This window comes from Corynebacterium felinum, from assembly GCF_030408755.1.
Taxonomy (GTDB): Bacteria; Actinomycetota; Actinomycetes; order Mycobacteriales; family Mycobacteriaceae; genus Corynebacterium; species Corynebacterium felinum.
Genome location: NZ_CP047209.1, coordinates 1,897,324 through 1,915,104 on the forward strand (window position 1 = coordinate 1,897,324; position 17,781 = coordinate 1,915,104).

General features: G+C 53.4%; 15 protein-coding genes. 8 read left to right on the plus strand and 7 right to left on the minus strand.

What is annotated here, in order from left to right; all coding sequences use genetic code 11:
* Window positions 1-67: 67 nt before the first annotated feature.
* Window positions 68-460, plus strand: coding sequence for a hypothetical protein (locus tag CFELI_RS08115; RefSeq protein ID WP_277103563.1), 393 nt, complete (start codon window positions 68-70; stop codon window positions 458-460).
* Between the two features lie 201 nt (window positions 461-661).
* Here CFELI_RS08115 and ispG read toward each other — a convergent pair whose 3' ends face one another.
* The 3 genes from ispG to CFELI_RS08130 all read right to left on the minus strand — a co-directional run bounded on the left by ispG (window position 662) and on the right by CFELI_RS08130 (window position 4,755).
* On the minus strand, window positions 662-1,825 hold the full coding sequence (ispG, locus tag CFELI_RS08120; protein ID WP_277103562.1) for a flavodoxin-dependent (E)-4-hydroxy-3-methylbut-2-enyl-diphosphate synthase: 1,164 nt from the start codon (window positions 1,823-1,825) through the stop codon (window positions 662-664).
* Window positions 1,826-2,144: 319 nt separating this feature from the next.
* The gene (locus tag CFELI_RS08125; protein ID WP_277103561.1) at window positions 2,145-3,884 is read right to left on the minus strand and encodes a hypothetical protein; all 1,740 of its coding nucleotides are present in this window, start codon (window positions 3,882-3,884) and stop codon (window positions 2,145-2,147) included.
* Between the two features lie 4 nt (window positions 3,885-3,888).
* A complete protein-coding gene (locus CFELI_RS08130) occupies window positions 3,889-4,755 on the minus strand; it encodes an ABC transporter ATP-binding protein (protein WP_310129139.1) in 867 nt (288 codons plus the stop codon).
* Window positions 4,756-5,259: 504 nt separating this feature from the next.
* On the opposite strand from CFELI_RS08130, the gene CFELI_RS08135 reads away from it, so the two are divergent.
* The 6 genes from CFELI_RS08135 (at window position 5,260) to CFELI_RS08160 (ending at window position 12,229) form a co-directional block, all read left to right on the plus strand.
* The gene (locus CFELI_RS08135) at window positions 5,260-5,946 is read left to right on the plus strand and encodes an ATP-binding cassette domain-containing protein (RefSeq protein ID WP_277103559.1); all 687 of its coding nucleotides are present in this window, start codon (window positions 5,260-5,262) and stop codon (window positions 5,944-5,946) included.
* Window positions 5,940-6,710, plus strand: coding sequence for an ATP-binding cassette domain-containing protein (locus tag CFELI_RS08140; protein ID WP_277103558.1), 771 nt, complete (start codon window positions 5,940-5,942; stop codon window positions 6,708-6,710). The genes CFELI_RS08135 and CFELI_RS08140 overlap by 7 nt, the downstream gene beginning before the upstream one ends.
* Entirely contained in the window at window positions 6,704-7,972 is a 1,269-nt protein-coding gene (locus tag CFELI_RS08145) for an MFS transporter (RefSeq protein ID WP_277103557.1), read from the plus strand. The genes CFELI_RS08140 and CFELI_RS08145 overlap by 7 nt, the downstream gene beginning before the upstream one ends.
* Before the next feature lie 137 nt (window positions 7,973-8,109).
* Window positions 8,110-9,609: an ABC transporter substrate-binding protein gene (locus CFELI_RS08150; protein ID WP_277103556.1), complete on the plus strand. Its 1,500-nt coding sequence runs from the start codon at window positions 8,110-8,112 to the stop codon at window positions 9,607-9,609.
* Window positions 9,610-9,828: 219 nt separating this feature from the next.
* On the plus strand, window positions 9,829-11,637 hold the full coding sequence (locus tag CFELI_RS08155) for an ABC transporter permease subunit (protein ID WP_277103555.1): 1,809 nt from the start codon (window positions 9,829-9,831) through the stop codon (window positions 11,635-11,637).
* A gap of 118 nt (window positions 11,638-11,755) precedes the next feature.
* Window positions 11,756-12,229 carry a Panacea domain-containing protein gene (locus tag CFELI_RS08160; protein ID WP_277103554.1) on the plus strand — a complete coding sequence of 158 codons (474 nt, stop codon included), beginning with the start codon at window positions 11,756-11,758 and terminating at the stop codon, window positions 12,227-12,229.
* A 21-nt stretch (window positions 12,230-12,250) separates the two neighbouring features.
* Here the strand turns inward: CFELI_RS08160 and CFELI_RS08165 are convergent, their stop codons facing one another.
* The 4 genes from CFELI_RS08165 to dxr form a co-directional block, all read right to left on the minus strand.
* Entirely contained in the window at window positions 12,251-12,718 is a 468-nt protein-coding gene (locus CFELI_RS08165) for a pentapeptide repeat-containing protein (protein WP_290258963.1), read from the minus strand.
* A 101-nt stretch (window positions 12,719-12,819) separates the two neighbouring features.
* Window positions 12,820-14,280 carry a pentapeptide repeat-containing protein gene (locus tag CFELI_RS08170; protein WP_277103552.1) on the minus strand — a complete coding sequence of 487 codons (1,461 nt, stop codon included), beginning with the start codon at window positions 14,278-14,280 and terminating at the stop codon, window positions 12,820-12,822.
* Window positions 14,281-14,463: 183 nt separating this feature from the next.
* The gene (locus tag CFELI_RS08175; protein WP_277103551.1) at window positions 14,464-15,675 is read right to left on the minus strand and encodes a M50 family metallopeptidase; all 1,212 of its coding nucleotides are present in this window, start codon (window positions 15,673-15,675) and stop codon (window positions 14,464-14,466) included.
* 25 nt (window positions 15,676-15,700) lie between these two features.
* Window positions 15,701-16,873, minus strand: coding sequence for a 1-deoxy-D-xylulose-5-phosphate reductoisomerase (dxr, locus tag CFELI_RS08180; protein WP_277103618.1), 1,173 nt, complete (start codon window positions 16,871-16,873; stop codon window positions 15,701-15,703).
* A gap of 406 nt (window positions 16,874-17,279) precedes the next feature.
* Here dxr and CFELI_RS08185 point away from each other — a divergent pair, with 406 nt between their 5' ends.
* Entirely contained in the window at window positions 17,280-17,702 is a 423-nt protein-coding gene (locus CFELI_RS08185; RefSeq protein WP_277103550.1) for a DUF2631 domain-containing protein, read from the plus strand.
* The last annotated feature ends 79 nt before the right edge of the window (window positions 17,703-17,781 follow it).

Below are 17,781 nucleotides of genomic sequence, written 5' to 3' on the forward strand. Positions count from 1 at the left end.
TGTCACACAGTGGCTAGAGTCGTAGCCGTAGGTAAAGAAAGCCTATTTTTCTGGGAAGGAGAGTCATATGTCCGTTGATCCTTGCGTGATTATTCGTAAGCTCTCGGGTGTTCGAAAGGACGCTTTAACACTGGCGCGTCACATAGTGCGTCAAGTGGCGGACGCATCAGGTCTTGATCCTTTTTGCATATACGTTGTTGACGTTCCGGATTACGATAGACGGGCGTACGGAGAGTTTTATGTCAGCGGGTCTAAATCTTCTGAGGTTCGAGAGATAAAGCTGCTTTCCTTAATCTTTGACAGCATAATTCGCGACACAGATTGGGATGTGGAGCTTTTCTGGGGAGGATTGGAAGACTACGAGGATGGGCTAGAGCATATGCGTCGAGTCGAGGGGGCGGAGTCGGCGGAAGTTTTCGATCCATATGAGGAGCAGTTCGAAAATCTAGCCCAGTATTAGCGCGTTGATTTGGTGATTTCGCCGGGTTCGATTCCCGGCAACGCAGGAGAACCCCACAGTCAATTGGCTGTGGGGTTTTGTTTTGTGCATTGCCGCGCTTACGACACACCCACCAACCCCCTCCAAAACCACAGGTCAGCGTTTCATACGCATTTCCCTGGTGAGAAAAACTCAATAAATTTCAGGGGGATGTACGCTGCGTTAGCGGGTGATAGAAACCTTCGCCTGTGCGCCTTCCTTGATTTCCAAGCCCTCGGCTTCAGCGATCTTCATCGCCTCTTCGATCAATGTTTCCACGATCTGGGATTCAGGCACCGTCTTAATCACTTCGCCCTTGACAAAAATCTGGCCCTTGCCATTACCGGAAGCGACACCCAAATCAGCATCGCGAGCCTCACCAGGGCCGTTTACAACGCAGCCCATCACAGCCACACGCAACGGAATATTCATACCATCAAGCGCAGCAGTCACCTCTTCAGCCAAGGTATACACATCCACCTGGGCGCGGCCACAAGAAGGACAAGAAACAATTTCCAAGCCACGCTCACGCAGGTTCAGCGACTGCAAAATCTGGTCGCCAACCTTGACCTCTTCCTTCGGATCAGCCGACAACGACACACGAATCGTATCGCCAATACCCTCAGACAAAAGAGCACCAAACGCCACGGCCGACTTAATCGTGCCCTGGAACGCAGGCCCCGCCTCAGTCACACCCAAATGCAACGGATAATCACACTGGGCAGCCAACTGGCGGTACGCCTCCACCATCACCACAGGATCATTGTGCTTCACCGAAATCTTAATATCGCCGAAACCATGCTCCTCAAACAGCGAAGCCTCCCACAGGGCCGACTCCACCAACGCTTCAGGGGTTGCACGACCATACTTTTCCATCAACCGCTTATCCAAAGAACCAGCATTCACACCAATGCGGATTGGGATACCAGCCGCACCAGCAGCCTTCGCCACTTCCTTCACACGGCCATCAAATTCCTTAATATTGCCAGGATTCACGCGCACCGCGGCACAACCAGCATCAATAGCGGCAAAAATGTACTTCGGCTGGAAGTGAATATCTGCAATCACCGGAATCGGAGACTTCTTCGCAATAATCGGCAACGCTTCGGCGTCGATAGTTTTCGGGCACGCCACCCGCACAATATCGCAACCAGAAGCAGTCAGCTGGGCAATCTGCTGCAACGTCGCGTTCACATCATGCGTCTTCGTAGTCGTCATCGACTGCACCGAGACAGGGTAATCGGACCCCACCCCCACGTTGCCCACCATCAACTGGCGAGTCTTACGACGCGGCGCCAAGGTAGGAAGTGGTGCATCGGGCAAACCAAGACCAATAGGGCTAGACACGGGAAACGATTACTCCTTATTCGTTCAAACAGGTTGAGACCCCCACACCCCCAACACCTCGTTACTCGTGCGCACGAGCGCAGTAGCAAACATGAGGAATTCAGTGATGTGGAAGAAAAAGTTGTGCAATCAACAAGAAGGGTAGATTCTTAACAGCAAATGTGCACACGTCTCACACTTTCCCCCAAATCCTACCACCACCACCGCACACTGCTTAAGCCCAGCAAGCAAAAACAAACCCAACCCTGCACGCACAAGCGCGGCGCGCGTTAATAATCAGGGTTGGGTGTGTCACGGTGTGGTGGTGGGTGCGTATTGTTTAGACGTAGCTGCGTACTTTATTAAATATCTCCACGTAGTGTTGTTCGAGGTAGGCGGTGTTGCGGCGGATGGCGAGGATGAGTACGCCCGCGCCGATTGCCCACGACAGTGCGATGCCTGCGAGGGTGATGGGGATTGATTCGTTGATATAGCCGAAAATTGCCAGTGCTAGGCCGGGTGCTAGTGGGATCCACACAAGCAGGAATCCTGCGAATGCGCTGATGAATGCTGCGGCGGAAAAGCCGGAGCGATCTTGCCATGGGTTAGTTCCTGGTTTTGCCACGGGGAATGGGTTGCGTACTGCCAGGGTCATGGCGATGGCGATGATGCTCATGAGCCCGCCGATGGCAAGACCGACCACCATGAACGTCAGCATGGTTGGCTTCAAGGCGATCACAATGAGTGTGTAGATGATGAACATGCAGAATTCGAGTGTGACGGAAGCTAAGTAGCGCCCGGCCAGTAGTGTGCGAGCGGGAACGCCTGCTACTAGATGGGTCCAGTTGGCTGGCCCATCGTAGCCGAAGATATTGGTTGATCCCATAGTTGATACCAGGGCCAAGACGGCGACACCGACGTATGGGTAGCTGGAATTGCCAATAAATCCCATGTACAAAAAGTACAGTGCCATCACTGGTGCGAAAGCGATGTTGATGATGAGGCGGGAATCGCGCAGGTGGTAGCGCAGTGCGCGGGAGTAGATGTAGTTGAAGAGGCTGGGGCTCAGTCGCGGAAGCAGGAGGGTGTTAAAAGGTGTTTTCTCAACCTGGGTGTTTTTCTTGCTTCCGGTGCCTGCACCGCCGTCGCCAAGTGGGGCGATGAGGCGTTTGTTGGTGGATTTGACCCACGCATAGGCACCGCAGGCGATGGTGAGTGCTGTGATGGCGAACATTACTAGGAAGTATCCCCAGTGCCCTTGTGCAGCGGTGGTGACCATCCCGCCGGCAGAGGCGATGGGTGTCCAGCGCAGGAAGTTGCCGTAGGCACTCAGCGCCCCGTCGACAGGGTTTTGGCTCATGAGCATCATGTAGGCGAACCAGCCTAAGATCATTACACCAGCGGCGAGGTAGGCGCGTTTGTCTTTCTTTGCCAGCGCGACTGAGCCTTGGGCGAGGATGATGGCCACGGTTTCGGCAATGACGATCACTACGGCCAGTGACATCACCATGGCGATGATGGTGATCAGCACAATGATGGGTGTCAGGAGTTGCTGCTGGCTTAACGCAAGCAGGGCAACAACGGTGGTCACCGTGGTACAGATCAGTGCAACAAAGCCGCGGGTTTGCAGAAATTGCATGATCATCAAGCTGGGCATGATATCTTTTTCGCTCAGCGGCAATACTGCGAAAGATTCTGGTTGCAGTTGCCCTTCCCCGGAGGGGATCATGATTGCTGCCATGAGGTAGACGAGTGTGCCCGCCGCGATTGCCCCTGTGAGTGCGGATAATCGCCCGTCAGTCATTTCGAAATACATGAGGGCGCTAAACGAGAGCAGTCCGATCATGGAGTAGACGAGGATAAAAATATTCATCCACAGTGAGGCTTTGTTGCTACTCAAGCTGCGTCGCCAGAGCACGAGGTGTAGGCGTAGCAGTGTTTTTGTCAGCGATTTCGGGCGAGTAGCTCCAGTGCTTGTCGACGCCGCTACGCCCCCGCCTGCCCCGTGCGGGGGCGTGGGCGTGCTGGAGAACAGCGAAGGTGTGATCGCTGAGTGGTTGTTGTGTGCGTTAGTGTCCATGCGCTCAGTCCTGACTCTGAGTGTTCTCACCATTGGTGCTGTGGTGTTGGTGCAGCCAGCCGAGGCTGCCTTCGGCGAGTTCGCCACCGCCAACAACGGAGATGAAAAGGTCGGTGAGATTCGCCTGTGTTCCGCGAAGTTCGGCAACAGGGCCTGCCACGCGGACTGTTCCTTGGTGGATGATGGCCACTTGATCGCAGAGGCCTTCGACCAGTTCCATGACATGGGAGCTTAAGATTACAGTGCCACCGCTGCTGGCATAGGTTTTGAGGATTTGCTGAATGATGCGACCGGACACTGGGTCGACAGCTTCGAGTGGTTCGTCGAGGATCAGCACTTCAGGATTGTGCTGGAGTGCACCAGCCAGCAGGATTTTCTTGGTCATGCCCGCGGAGTAGTCCATGATTTTCTTATCCCAGGCTTCTTCGAGTCCAAGCGCGCGCAACAGATCTTTGGCGCGGCTGGTGATTTCGGAAGCATCCAGGCCACGCAGTGCACCTAAATATTCGAGATATTCCGCACCGGTAAGGCGGTCGAATACCGGCAGTCCATCGGCGAGTAGCCCCATGGCTTGTTTCGCGGGGATAGGATCGTTCCACATATCGTGCCCGCAGATAAACGCCTGCCCATAATCGGGGCGCAGCAGCCCAGTTGCCATGTTCAGCATGGTGGTTTTACCGGCACCGTTGGGCCCGACGATTCCATAGATTACGCCTTTGGGAACAGTCAGATGGAGGTTATTGACTGCGATCTTGTTTCCAAACCGTTTACTTAAACCCTGCACTTCAAGCGCCGGGGGAAACCCCGGTTGGGTGTGTGCAGCAGACTTTGGTGGGTAGTCGGGGCTGGTTTCAGGTTGTGGCGTCGTCATGGTGTTGTAAGCCTGCTCCTTCAAAGCAATCAATGTTTCTGGGCGGTGAACGTCTGCATTCGAACGTGATTGTGTGAATACGGGGATAAAAAAATGACGTTCCGTGCCCAATGTAGCAGCATCAAAATTTTTTTCTATCGTGCCAGAGTCTGATTTCAACCCCGCGCCCAGTCCCTCGATACCAACCAGAAACTTCCATCAGCTTAAAAATATTCCTGCAGATAGATAGCCCTTATCAACCCATGTTCGATGCGGCTTTACCCTCCCCTACCAGCTTAAAAACACGCACCACCAATAAATATTTATTCGTTCAACCCTTGCACTTGTGTGCTTTCTCACCTAGTATCCAGTTTTGGTAACCATTACCAATAATTTTTCGTACATAAAAAATTCCGTCCACTTTCCACTTTTGAAGAGCCTCCCACACCCCTGCGTGCACTGTGCCTAGTGCCCACTAGTGTTAGCTCATCATTTGTGCTCTCAAGAAAGTCAGTTACTACCCTTGTGAATGCTTTAAACGCAGAACCCGCCACCACTACACCCGTGTATTCCTGCACCGATGTTGAGGTCAGTTACAGCGGAACATGCGTGTTAAGCATCCCAGAACTATCCATTTTCCCCGGCGAAGCGATCGCAGTGCTTGGCCCTTCCGGGGCGGGAAAATCCACACTGGCCGCTGTAGTAGGCGGATTCTTAGACCCTTTAGCCACTTTGCAGCAACAGTCACCGCCGAATGAAACCAGAACTCTCAGCGTGGGCGTGGTGGGTCAAGATGCGTTCGGGGCGCTGAATCCCCTTGCCCGCGTCGACAAGCAACTAGCCTTAACCGCTGGCAGCCTTTCGCGCGCCCGGGAGCTTCTGCGCAGCGTCGATATCGACGACCACCTGCACTCCCGCTACCCCCTTGCACTGTCCGGCGGGCAGCGCCAACGCGCCAGCATCGCCTTTGCACTCGGCGGCGACCCCGACATTGTGATCTGCGACGAAGTGACCTCCGCCCTCGACCCCGTTGCCACCGTCACCGTCATTGAAACCCTCCAACGCCTGCTTGCCACCAACCCCAAGCGTGCAGTGCTGTTTATCAGCCACGACCACCACGCCGCACACGCGCTATGCCACCGCGCCATCGTGCTTAACCCCAACCCCGCTGGGGGATTTCGCGCCGATGTCAAGGAGGCGGGGCAATGGTAATTCAGCTTGTCGACGCCTCCTACGCACCCGTGCTCACCCCCACCACCTTAACAATCAGCGCTGGGGAAAAAGTCGCCGTCATCGGCGCATCCGGCTCGGGCAAAACCACACTCATTCGACTCCTCTGCGGCTGGCTACAGCCCACCTATGGTCAAGTAAGTGCACCTACTATCGGCGATTTCGCTTTCATCCCCCAAGACCTTGATGCCAGCCTCAACCCCGCGCTGAAAGTCCGCGATATCATCTGCGAACCCGTTGCCATCGCGCGTGGCAACCTCACAAAAGCGCGAGCTAAAGTCCCCCATCTACTGTCCGCACTGGGACTCGACCCCGAACTTGCTCACAGGCGACCACACCAGCTGTCTGGCGGGCAACGCCAGCGCGTAGGAATCGCGCGCGCACTGATCACCAACCCCAGCACCATCTACGCCGACGAAGCATTAAGTGCTCTGGATGCGCAGGCGAAAAAAGAAGCGCTCGCGCTGCTTGGCACCCCCGAACTGACCCTTGTGCTTGTCACCCACGACCTGTATGCCGCACAAGACCTAGCCACGCGCATCATCGTTGTCGATAACGGCACAATTGTTGAAGATATCCCCGCCGATCAGCTTTTCCCCACTAATACCGATAGCTTAGCGCCGACTGTTTCGCCGGCGCGGCAGCGCCTGGTGCACGCTGCTACGGTGCTTGGTGCTGCTGTTCATCACGGCGCCCACAACAATTCCCTGTCACCTGCGGGTTGTGAGGGGGCGCTGCCATGCTAAAGCCTGAAAACACCGCCAAAAAAACGCGCGACCACACAGTCTTTTTCGCACTCCCTTTGCCCGTGCGCCTGCTGCTTATCACCCAACTGCTTTTTAATGTCGGTTTCTATTTAGTGGTGCCGTTTCTTGCCACATTCATGCACGAAAATCTTGCGGCAACCGGTGCCATGATTGGCCTCGTGTTGGGCATGCGCACATTCAGCCAGCAGGGGCTTTTCTTCCTCGGCGGGGCGCTGACGGATCGCTTCGGCGTCAAACCCGTCCTGTTGACCGGCATTGCGATTCGGGTGGCTGGTTTTATCCTCGCCGGGCTATCGACCAGCATCAGCTCCCTCATGATTGCGGTGATCCTGATCGGTTTCGCCGCCGCCCTATTCTCCCCAGCTGCTGAAGCATCCTTTGCGGTTGCCGGTAAAAAGACAGAAGAAGACGGCATTGTCTCCCGCGCGGAACTTTTCGCCCTCGATGCTTTATTTTCCCGCGTGGGTTCACTCACCGGCCCAGTTCTAGGCGCACTGCTTTTAAGCACTGGTTTCCCCGTGATGTGCATGGTGGCAGCGGGGATTTTTACGCTGCTGTTTTTCGCCCACGCTTGTATCGTGCCCGCGGTGAAAACTCCCCCATCCGAATCGGTGTGGGCAAGTTTTTCCCAGGTTTTGCGCAACCGGCCGTTTCTCATTTTCGCCGCTGCTTACAGCACAGGTTTGGTCTGCTACAACCAGCAATACCTCGCACTGCCGGTCGAGCTGATGCGCGCAACGGGTAATCAAGGCGCATTGGGCTGGATGTTTGTCTTCGCCTCTGTGTTCAGTCTGGCGTTGCAGATGCCGCTGGCACGCTGGGCTCAGGCCCACCCGCGCACGGTGTCATTGAAGATCGGTTTCGGGTTGATGGCTTCAGCTTTTGCCATCATCGCCCTGTGCGCCCCTTTCCCTGCCCCTACCGCCTTGGGCGGGATGCTGGCTTTAGCGCCGTCGATTCTCATGCTCATTCTCATGCACACTGGGCAGATGATCGCACTGCCGATCGCCCGCGATTTAGTGGGTGTGCTGGCGAAAGAACAGAGCGTGGGCACCTATTTCGGTTTCCTGAACTCCTGTGGCGGGGTTGCTGTTTTGCTCAGCTCGCTGATCGTCGGTTCGCTTCTCGACGCCGCCACCATACCCCAGCCCCAAGCCGCATTCCCGTGGCTGGTGCTCACGGGCATGATGGCCGCATCGGCGGTGGTTTTGCCCATGATTGCTGCCCGCGCCACACGCTAAAGCACGTGGTGGTGAGTCACAACTTCACCAAAGCTTCTCAGGTTTGGTGTGTATAACTTCATAAAAATTTCAAGTATCAACCTGCCTGCGGTGTTTAGTGTATCGAAGGCACAACTGGTGAAAGGACGTGTGTGGGTATGTTGTCATCCCGCCGTTTCGTGGCTGTGTGTGCCACTGCTGTTCTATCAGCGTCTCTTCTGTCGGCCTGCGGTTTTGAAAAAACTGAGATGGCCACCGATGAGAAAGTAGGAATCTCCTTGCCGTTTAAGCCGGTGGGTTCATTCTCCCCCTATTCCGACGATGCTCTTCTGAATACCCGCATGGGTACTGCTGAAACGTTGGTAAGCCTTGATTCAGACGGCAAACCTGAAGCATTGTTGGCTCAGTCGTGGACGATGCCTGATGAGTCCACCGCTGTTTTCAACCTGCGCCAAGGCGTGAAGTTCCACGACGGAACGGAACTGACTGCCGAGGCGGTTGTCAACAGCCTCAATCACGCCATGAAAGCATCCTCCAAGCCCAAGGGTTTAGGTAAGAAGGAGCTGACCTTTAGCGCCGTCGATAAGCACACTGTGCACGTCACTAGTGAAGTGCCCGACCCGGTGCTGGTGCAGCGTTTTGCTGATCCGGGCACCGTCATCTTGTCGGAAAAAGCCTTCGACGGCGACAAAGTCACCCTCATCAACACAGGTACCGGGCCGTTCGCTCTTGCCTCCTTTGATACCGATAAGGCTGAAAGCACCGCTTTTGCCGACTACTGGAACGGCGCTCCACTTGCTCAAGGTATTCGCACCACCTTCATCGAAGACGGTGTCGCCCGCGCCAACGCACTGCGCGGCGGTGAAGTATCCCTCGCCCAGGCTGTGCCGATTGCCCAGCTGGGGGAACTTTCCGACCACCAGGTGGAGGCAACTCCACTCCCGCGCGGTGTGTATTTGCACCTGAACACGAACAAGGGTGTGTTCGCTGATCCTGCCATGCGTGCACAGGCTGCACAGTTCGTGGAAGCTGGCCCGATTGTTGAGAATATTTATGAAGGTCACGCCGCAGCCACTGAGGGCAAGATGTTTTCGGCTAACGCGAGCTGGTCGAAGGATGTGATTTCGAAAAACTCCCTGGCTGGTGCCACCGACCCTGCTGGGGCAAAGATTCGGCTTGCTACCTGGACCGAGCGCCCGGAGCTACCCGAAGCTGCCTCAGTTGTGGCTGATCAGCTGCGCAAAGCTGGATTTGAGGTTGAGGTTGTGGCAAAGGAATACACGACACTCGAAGATGCGCTGCTCGCCGGTGATTTCGACGCGGTGATTGCTTCCCGCAACTACCAGTTGGGCGCGGCTGACCCCGTGAGCTTCTTAAGCTCCGACTACACCTGTGAAGGCGGCTATAACTTGTCGATGTACTGCAACGAGGAGATCGATAAGGAAATCAACGATGCGATGAATATTGCTGATCTTGATGCCCGCTACACTCGCGCGGCTGAAATTGCTGGCAAGATTGTGGCCGATAATGCGGTGATTCCACTCGCCCATGAATATTCCTTGATTGTGTTTAAGGATCTTGAGGGCGTGACCATCGATCCGTTTGAGCGCCGCCTGATCACGGAAAAGCTGGCCAAAGCCGACGCTGGCGCCAACTAACCCTTCATCCTGCATGTCGGCGATGCCTTGAACTTTCGCCGACATCCACCTAGCACCGGCGGAGGGTGCTGGTGCACCACAAGCACCACGCCGCACTTTAAAAAGAAGTCACCCAAAGAAGTCCCCCCGCCTTGGTGTCACCCACATATTCCGCGTGCACACGCTGCGTGTTGCACGTGTCGTTGTTTTTCTTCTTACGCTGAGGTTTTCACTCCTTCCATGATCGCTACCGCGCCTTCTACTCACGCACCCCAACTCCTGCCCCAGCAGGGCCGACGTCCGGGTATACTTCTTCGTCGCTTTCTGCGTGGCCTTGTGTTCCCCTGCACCCTTGTGGCAGCTGGTGTGCTGATTACTGCCGCGTTGCCGTTTATCACCGGCCGAGACTTAGCTTTGAGCGTGTTTCGCGCCCGTGAGGCGGAACGTGAACCAGACCCCGTGGTGCTTGAGGCGATCCGGAATGAGCTGGATTTGCCAGATTCTGCTTGGTCGGGGCTCATCCAGTGGCTTGCGCGTGCAAGTCAGGGCGATTTTGGTGTGAGTTGGGTCGATCCTTCCACTTCAGCTGCCCATGCCGCATTGCGTGGGCTAAACGTCAGTGCGTCGATTGCGGGGCTGTCGACTGCCGTTGCGGTTGTGTTGGCGATTATTCTTGTCCTTCCCCGCATTACTGCGGTGATGCGGGGCAAGCCTTCGAAAGCCTCGCACATCATGGGCATGGCGATCATGGGCTCTATCCCGGAATTTGTGCTCGCAGTTGTTTTACTCGTCATCTTCGGGCTGCGGCTTGGGCTTTTGCCCGTCAGCGGCTACTCCTCCCCCGCGCATCTAGTAATGCCGGTGTTATCACTTGCGATCCCTTCCGCTGGTTTGTTGGGGCGTATCCTCCTGATCACCATTGATGGTTTGGCGCATGAGGAGTGGGTGCGGATGTGGCGGCTGAATCGGGTGCGCGACCGAGCGTTTTTCCTCGCGCTCATGCACCGCAGCTTGGCAGTTTTGCTTCCACAGATCGTGTTGTTTTTCGCTGGCACGCTCGCGGCTACCGTGCTGGTTGAGACAGCCTTTAACGTTCCCGGCATCGGCCGCACCGCTGTTGTTGCCGCCACCAACCGTGATATTCCGGTGCTTCAGGTGCTGGTGTTAACCACGATTGTGGTCGGGCTTGTCACAGGTACGCTTTCACAACTGCTGCGACACGTACTCCTGCATCCGCTAATCAGCGCGGATTCCGCCTCCTCCACAGCACAGCGCACCAGCCACCGCCCTACAGCAAGGGTGTTGTTTCTTGCCACGATCAGCCCTTTTGTTGCGCTGATCCTCCTCGCGCTGGTGACGAACGCCCCTGTTCTTGATGTGAACAATCGCCTGCTTGCCCCCAGCAGCGCACATATTGTGGGCACGGATCAGCTGGGCCGTGATTTGCTTGTGCGTTTAGCCCACGGCGCAGTGTTTAGCCTCGGTGCCGCTTTCTTAGTCACCTGCGCCTGCGCGGTGGTCGGGCTGTTTTTGGGGCTTGCGGGTGTGTGGGTTTCGAAGCTTGGCGACGCCCTCAACGCTCTTCCCGCCGTACTCATCGGTGTGATTTTGGCTGGTGTTTTCGGCCCTTCCCAAACCACCGCCGCTATCGCCGTCCTACTCGTGGGTTGGATTCCCCTGGCTGCTCACGCATCAAGCGTGGCTGCGGAGGTACGCACTACCGGTTTTTACCGTTGGGCTGCACTTCAAGGGGCAAGCCGTATGCGCTTGGTGTGGGTGCACACCATGCCCACACTAGTTCCCGCAGTAGCCAGGCATGCCGCCAGCCGCATCGCCCACAACGCACTCGCCCTGGTCAGCCTGGGTTTCCTCGGCCTGGGTGCCGCGCATGATTCACCGAACTGGGGCATGATTTTGAATGAATCTATCCGCTACGCTGAGCGCGCCCCCTGGATGATGCTCGCCCCCACCGTCCTGCTGATCCTCCTCGGCATCGCCTCAGCACTGGCTACGGATGCGGATATTTCGTGGAAGAAACCCACAAAGTAGATGATGTCGCGTCTTCCTTATCAAGGTTATCCGCTTAAAACAGGTTGCTACTCTAGCGGAATTGCGTGAGGGTATTTTAGAATCAAACCTCATACTGCAACATTAGAGAGGAGTGACGATGAAGCAGTATTCTGCGCGTGATATTGCCGAGTGGTTTGTGGCTTGGGCTGAAGAGATTGAAGATGCTGAATTAAGCAGCCTTCAGTTACAGAAGCTACTGTATTACGCGAAGGCGCATGTTATGCGGCAGCACCACGGAATGAGCTTGTTTTCTGACCGGATGGAAGCGTGGTCGAATGGGCCTGTCATTCCCTCTCTTTTCAATGAACTACGCACGTTTGAAAACCGGCCCATTGATTCTTCACGCTTTGTTTCACCAGATTTCGATTGGGATAACTTCCGCGAGGTGGAAAAGGATCTCGTCGAAGTGTGGGACAAATATGGCGGTTATTGCTCGTGGGTACTGCGCAATATGACGCGGGAAGAAGATCCTTGGCGTAAGAACTTCACCACTGATTCCCAGCCTATTGAAATTCCAGATGCTGATCTCAAAGAACTATTAGGCCACGTAGGTAATAAGGTATTCCGATGAGAAAAAACGAGCTAATATTATTTATTCCAGAGTGAAAACTCCATTGAATATAGCATTTTGAAAAATTGTTGGCTTCTCAACAAAAACCCAACCATCAAACACGCCTTCACAATAAAAGTCTTTAAATATCTTTACGCCCCAAAAGTTAAGATTCGAAATTTTAACGCCACTGAAGTAGACTTCATTAAAATGCGATCGCCAACAATTCACGAAACCAGCGTTGATCTCCTTTAATTTTATAACACTCATACAACGCGCATTTTTCATAGAAAGCACGCGATTAAAAAAGACCTTTTCAAAGCTTATATCTGCGTAGAACACAACTTGGTCAAAGAAAGAATGTTCTAAAAATTTCACATCATCAAATTTTGCGCCACTTTTAAATTTCGCCTTTTTGAAGCTGCTTAATCCAGAAAACTGTACATTTTTAAATACCACATCGGACTCAAAGATGACTTGATGACACGATAATAAAGCTCGGAATTCCACCTCTGAAAAAACTACCGGGCGATCAAACAATGAAAAGTTAAATATAGTCTCATTTTGGAAAGAAGTATTACAAAAAGAGACCTTCGCGCAAAAAATCGCTTTTATAAAAAACAACGACTTTCGAAAGCAGCACCTTCAAACGAAACGTAATTCTGAAAGTTAACACCAGAAAATGAAGCCCAGCTCCAGAAACTTCCTTTATTAAAAATGGTTTCACCCTGAAACATAGACTCATTAAATGAGACCTCGCCCAAAAATGAGACTTCAACAAATGAAGCTTTTTTCACAAATTTAACTTCCCTAAAAGTAGCTTCACCCACAAAAGTAACAGCATCAAATGTGGCAGGTCTATGAAAAATGGATTTCCTGAACGAGGATTCTCCAACAAAGGTAGTCCCCGCGAAGGATACACCGCCATGGAAGGCTATCTCTATAAACGAAGACCAGCCCTCAACTAATAAACCAGCAAAAGAACATCTATTTCTAAATATCGCGTTTCGAAAAACTAAACTATGATTAAATTTAGAATCATTAAAATTAGCAACATCTCCAAAGACGGAGTTTGTAAATGTTACCGCCCCTTGGTTTACCATACCATTAAAAGTGCAACGCTTTACAAATGATACTTTTGCAAACGAGGTGCCATTCACAAATTTAGCCCCCTTAAATGAAACTTCGCCCCAAAATTTAGCCTCTTCAAACGATGCATTCCCGATAAAACACGCTTCATCAAAGTTGGCTTGTGAAATAAAATCAGACTTTTTGCATGTGACTTTTTGCCTGAAAAGTGTTCTATTAAAATTACAAGAATTAAAAGTACAATTTGCGAACGAAAATCTCTCATTAATTACGGCACCGTGCAGATCTATGATGCAATTAGTCCATAATTGCTCATCGTTCTTTACTTGTACGTTTTCATCTATCTTCTCGTTCTTATCAGAAAGTAGGTGTTCTCGCAGCACATTTAGTATCGTTGACTCGACTGCAGCATCGTTAAACTTACCATTTTCATCAACTCTATTAATACGTAGATAACCACATAGGATATCAACTGTGCGCTGCTGGTAATGCCCTAAATAAGTGTCAGCTATGTCAGTTAAGGCATAAACGCCAGCGATACGAACTTGAGGGGAGGGATCGCCGAGCTGTTCAATCGCTTTATCAAATCGGTCCTCAATTGCTGCTTTCTCTTTTACTAGGAGCTCAGTTTCTTGATCGGTTCTTTCGCGAAAACGAATCACAAAGTAGGCAATCGCACCAATGGCACCCACTAAAGTTAAAACAACGGTGACTATATCTAAGGGTTTGTCCTGTGATCGAATAAGCCAAATCGCAATAAAACGTTTGAGCAATCCCCAATTTTCTTCTTTAGGAGCATAAATAGACCCTATAAGCGTAAAAATAAACAGTGCGAAGAAGACCCAACGAGAAATATCTAAAAGCAAGCTCTTGGGTCGTAGAGAAACTATCTCTCGGAACATGTTCTTCTGTCCAGATTCTGCCGTTGTTTTCTTCTTCTTGTAGAGATAAATAACGGTGATCTTTTCTAAGTCTTTACCCATGGGATCACCTTGGAACTACGAGTTAGTTTGAATAGCTAGATGTTTGTCGATTACAGCAAACAGTCTTATCGTAGCAACGGTAACTTGCCCGCAAGACTGTTTTCTTGCAAAAAAAGGGAAAACCACCCAAGAGAAGGTGACCGTTTACTCGGTACCTTTCTTGGGTGGTTGCTCGTTTTTGGGTTAACCGAAGATTCTGATCGGGTTCACCACGTCGGCGATGATGACGATCGCACCCACGCCCATGAGGATTGCGGCAAAGCCAATGGTGATCGGCATGAGCTTGGAGTAATCGGCAGGGCCAGCGGGTGCAAGACCGCGGAGGCGGCGGAAGAAGTCGCGAACCTTTTCGTAGAGTACAACCGCGATGTGCCCGCCGTCGAGAGGCGGAAGTGGCACAAGGTTGAAAAACGCGAGGAAGAAGTTCAGGCTGGCCAACATCATAAAGAACATCGGCCACATGGAACGCTCCACGAGTTCGCCACCCACTCGTGAGGCACCGACCACACTCACAGGGCCATCCAGTTGGCGCTCAGCACCGAAGATGGCGGCCACCACGCCTGGGATCTTCGCAGGGAAGGCGGCAAGTCCGCGAAGCGTATCGCCCACAACAGTGGCGGAGAAATTAGCGGTCGCACCAATCGCCTCAACTGGGCCGTAGGTCTTAAACAAATCCAGTGGTGCGCTGGTCACACCAATCGCACCAACGGTGTGCAGCTCGCCTTTTTCGTTCAGTCGTTGTGCGCTTGCTACCACAATGTCTGTCATGATTTCTTGACCATCACGCACGACGGTAAGGCTGACTGTTTCATCAGGCTTCGCCATCACATATTCACGCAGTTCGGCGAAACTTTCCAAGTTGTTCCCATCGGCAGCAATAATGCGATCGCCTGCTTTCAGGCCAGCTCCACCAGCAGGGCCCACACCGGTACAAGCTTCGAGTTCCCCAGTAGGTTTCTGAGCCGGTGCCACGCAGCCAGTCTGTCCCACAACGGCGGTGGTGTCGGGATTCGGATCAGGAAGCCCAGAAGTGACGGCTAACCCATAGAGCACAGTGGTGGCCACAATCAGGTTCATAATAATGCCGCCGAGCAGCACAATTACACGCTGCCACCACGGCTTATTCACCATCGCACGAGGCTTTTCATCCTCAGTGACCTCATCCTGATTCGTCATCCCAGCAATATCGCAGAAACCACCCAACGGAATCAGCTTGAACCCATACTCCGTTTCACCCCGCTTGAAGGAAAAAACAGTAGGGCCGAAACCAACGAAGAAGCGGCGCACCTTCATGCCGAAAAAACGGGCGGTGGCAAAATGCCCCCACTCGTGCAAAGCAATGGTCACGGCAATGCCAAGACCAAAAAGAAGGACACCGAAAGAATACGACATCATGAAGGAAACAGGGCTCCTAGAAAAATTATGAGAATATGGTGGCTAGATAGGCGTGTGCACGAGTACGCGCCTGGTTTTCACATTCTAGAACGTCCGCAATACATGTGGGAGTTCCCGCAAACTCATCAGCCTGCGCAAGCACATGCGCCACAGTGTCCACGATCTGCGGGAACTTAATCTTGCCCTGCAAAAACGCAGCAGCCGCCTCCTCATTCGCAGCATTGTACACAGCAGGGAAAGTACCACCCTTCGCTGCCGCCTCCCGCGCGAGCCGGACAGCGGGGAACGCGTGGTCGTCGACAGGCTCAAAATCCCAGCTGAAGGACTCGCGGAAATCCAGGGCAGGTTGCGCGGCGTCGACACGCTCCGGCCAATTCAGGGCAAGCGCAATCGGCAGCTTCATCGACGGCGGGGAGGCCTGCGCAATCGTCGCACCGTCGCAGAACGTAATCATGGAATGCACAATCGACTGCGGATGCACACTCACGTCGATGTCATCGGGATGCACCCCAAACAGTAAGGACGCCTCAATCAGCTCCAAACCCTTATTAATTAATGTGGCGGAATTCAGCGTATTCATCTGCCCCATCGACCACGTAGGGTGCGCGGCAGCCTGCTGCGGAGTAACCTCCCACATCTCTTCGCGCGTCCAACCCCGAAACGGCCCGCCCGAAGCGGTAAGCACGAAACGTGCCACCTCACCACGGCTACCGGAGCGCAAACACTGCGCCATCGCAGAATGCTCAGAATCAACCGGGATAATCTGGCCAGGGCGGGCAGCCTTCATCACCAAATCACCGCCAGCAACCAACGATTCCTTATTCGCAAGCGCAAGATAGGAGCCCGTTTCAATCGTCGCCATCGTTGCCGCCAACCCCAGCGAACCCACCAGCGCATTCAACACAGTATCGGCGGGAACTTCCCGCACCAGCCGCTCCGCCGAGTCAGGACCTGCGAGCACGTCCCCACCCAACGCCGCGCTAATGACACGGGCGGATTCAGGATCGGCGATTGCCACGTGGCTGGCAGGAAGCCCGAGCGTGCGTGCCTGGTCGATCACAAGCTGAGGATCGCGCCCGCCCGCCGCAATACCAACAACCTCAAACTTGTCGGGGTTATCAGCCACCACCTCAAGCGCCTGGGTGCCAATCGAACCGGTGCTGCCAAGAATTAAAATTTGCTTGCTCACCTCAACCATTGTTCCAAACTTCTCACACATTCAAAAAGAACCACCACCCAAACCCGCGGAAACAACGCACCTGCGATCGATGTGCATAGCGGGAGGCATTTACCCCCTAACGTGGACCTACTTTCGGTTGAATCGCACACAGATAGGCTGCGTGGGGGAACTTTTTACCCACCACCAGCTACTAATTCCCAAGGTCACAGCCCCCTGCACTTGGATAACTAGCTTGTGGCATGAGCCACATTGCTTAGCTGTTGGGGTTTTCATGTCGCTTTTGTGGTCCTGATGTGCCAAAATAGTTGGGAAATCTAGATCATTCATGACTAGCTCCCTTAAAAGATTTTTCCTCCACTGCCATCTGACGCTTGATTCAGGCCAGAGACCGTGGGCGCGGGGAGCGCGAGATAAGGAGAAGAACGTGGCCGGTTCCCACGAGATCGCCCCTGAGGTTCACAACGGCGTATCCACCCTGGATGAGCCATCGGCAGCTTGGGGTTGGCACCACATTGGTCGTAACGCGACCCAGATTTCCGGTTGGATTTCTGTTTTCATCCTGCTTGGTTACAACTTCGGTAACCACAAGGGTCATGTCGAAACAATCTTCCTGTTCGTCTTCGCAGCACTGATCGCAATTGGTCTGCTGTGGCAGCTGTTCGAGCCCAAGGGCAAGCAGGTACGCACCCTCACTGGCCACAACAAGCCAGTAGGCCACAAGGAGCCAGACTGGAACTACCTGCAGGCAACCTGCACCGGCCCTTATGCTGAGCTTTCCGATTCCGAGCTACGCGCACTCAACATCGAGCCATCCCGCGTATCTCACCTGCGTAAGCTCGAAGCCTAAATAGTCTTCACACTTTAAAAAAACCGCAGCCTTGTGCACTAGGCTGCGGTTTTTTCCTATTCTTATCCCATTTTTAAAG

What these genes read in the sequence shown, in the direction of transcription:
- CFELI_RS08140 (WP_277103558.1), top strand. Translation starts at nt 5,940, where the DNA reads ATGGTAATTCAGCTTGTCGACGCCTCCTACGCACCCGTGCTCACCCCC.
- CFELI_RS08125 (WP_277103561.1), bottom strand. Translation starts at nt 3,884, where the DNA reads ATGGACACTAACGCACACAACAACCACTCAGCGATCACACCTTCGCTG.
- CFELI_RS08145 (WP_277103557.1), top strand. Translation starts at nt 6,704, where the DNA reads ATGCTAAAGCCTGAAAACACCGCCAAAAAAACGCGCGACCACACAGTC.
- CFELI_RS08150 (WP_277103556.1), top strand. Translation starts at nt 8,110, where the DNA reads ATGTTGTCATCCCGCCGTTTCGTGGCTGTGTGTGCCACTGCTGTTCTA.
- CFELI_RS08115 (WP_277103563.1), top strand. Translation starts at nt 68, where the DNA reads ATGTCCGTTGATCCTTGCGTGATTATTCGTAAGCTCTCGGGTGTTCGA.
- CFELI_RS08130 (WP_310129139.1), bottom strand. Translation starts at nt 4,755, where the DNA reads ATGACGACGCCACAACCTGAAACCAGCCCCGACTACCCACCAAAGTCT.
- CFELI_RS08160 (WP_277103554.1), top strand. Translation starts at nt 11,756, where the DNA reads ATGAAGCAGTATTCTGCGCGTGATATTGCCGAGTGGTTTGTGGCTTGG.
- dxr (WP_277103618.1), bottom strand. Translation starts at nt 16,873, where the DNA reads ATGGTTGAGGTGAGCAAGCAAATTTTAATTCTTGGCAGCACCGGTTCG.
- CFELI_RS08170 (WP_277103552.1), bottom strand. Translation starts at nt 14,280, where the DNA reads ATGGGTAAAGACTTAGAAAAGATCACCGTTATTTATCTCTACAAGAAG.
- CFELI_RS08155 (WP_277103555.1), top strand. Translation starts at nt 9,829, where the DNA reads ATGATCGCTACCGCGCCTTCTACTCACGCACCCCAACTCCTGCCCCAG.
- CFELI_RS08175 (WP_277103551.1), bottom strand. Translation starts at nt 15,675, where the DNA reads ATGATGTCGTATTCTTTCGGTGTCCTTCTTTTTGGTCTTGGCATTGCC.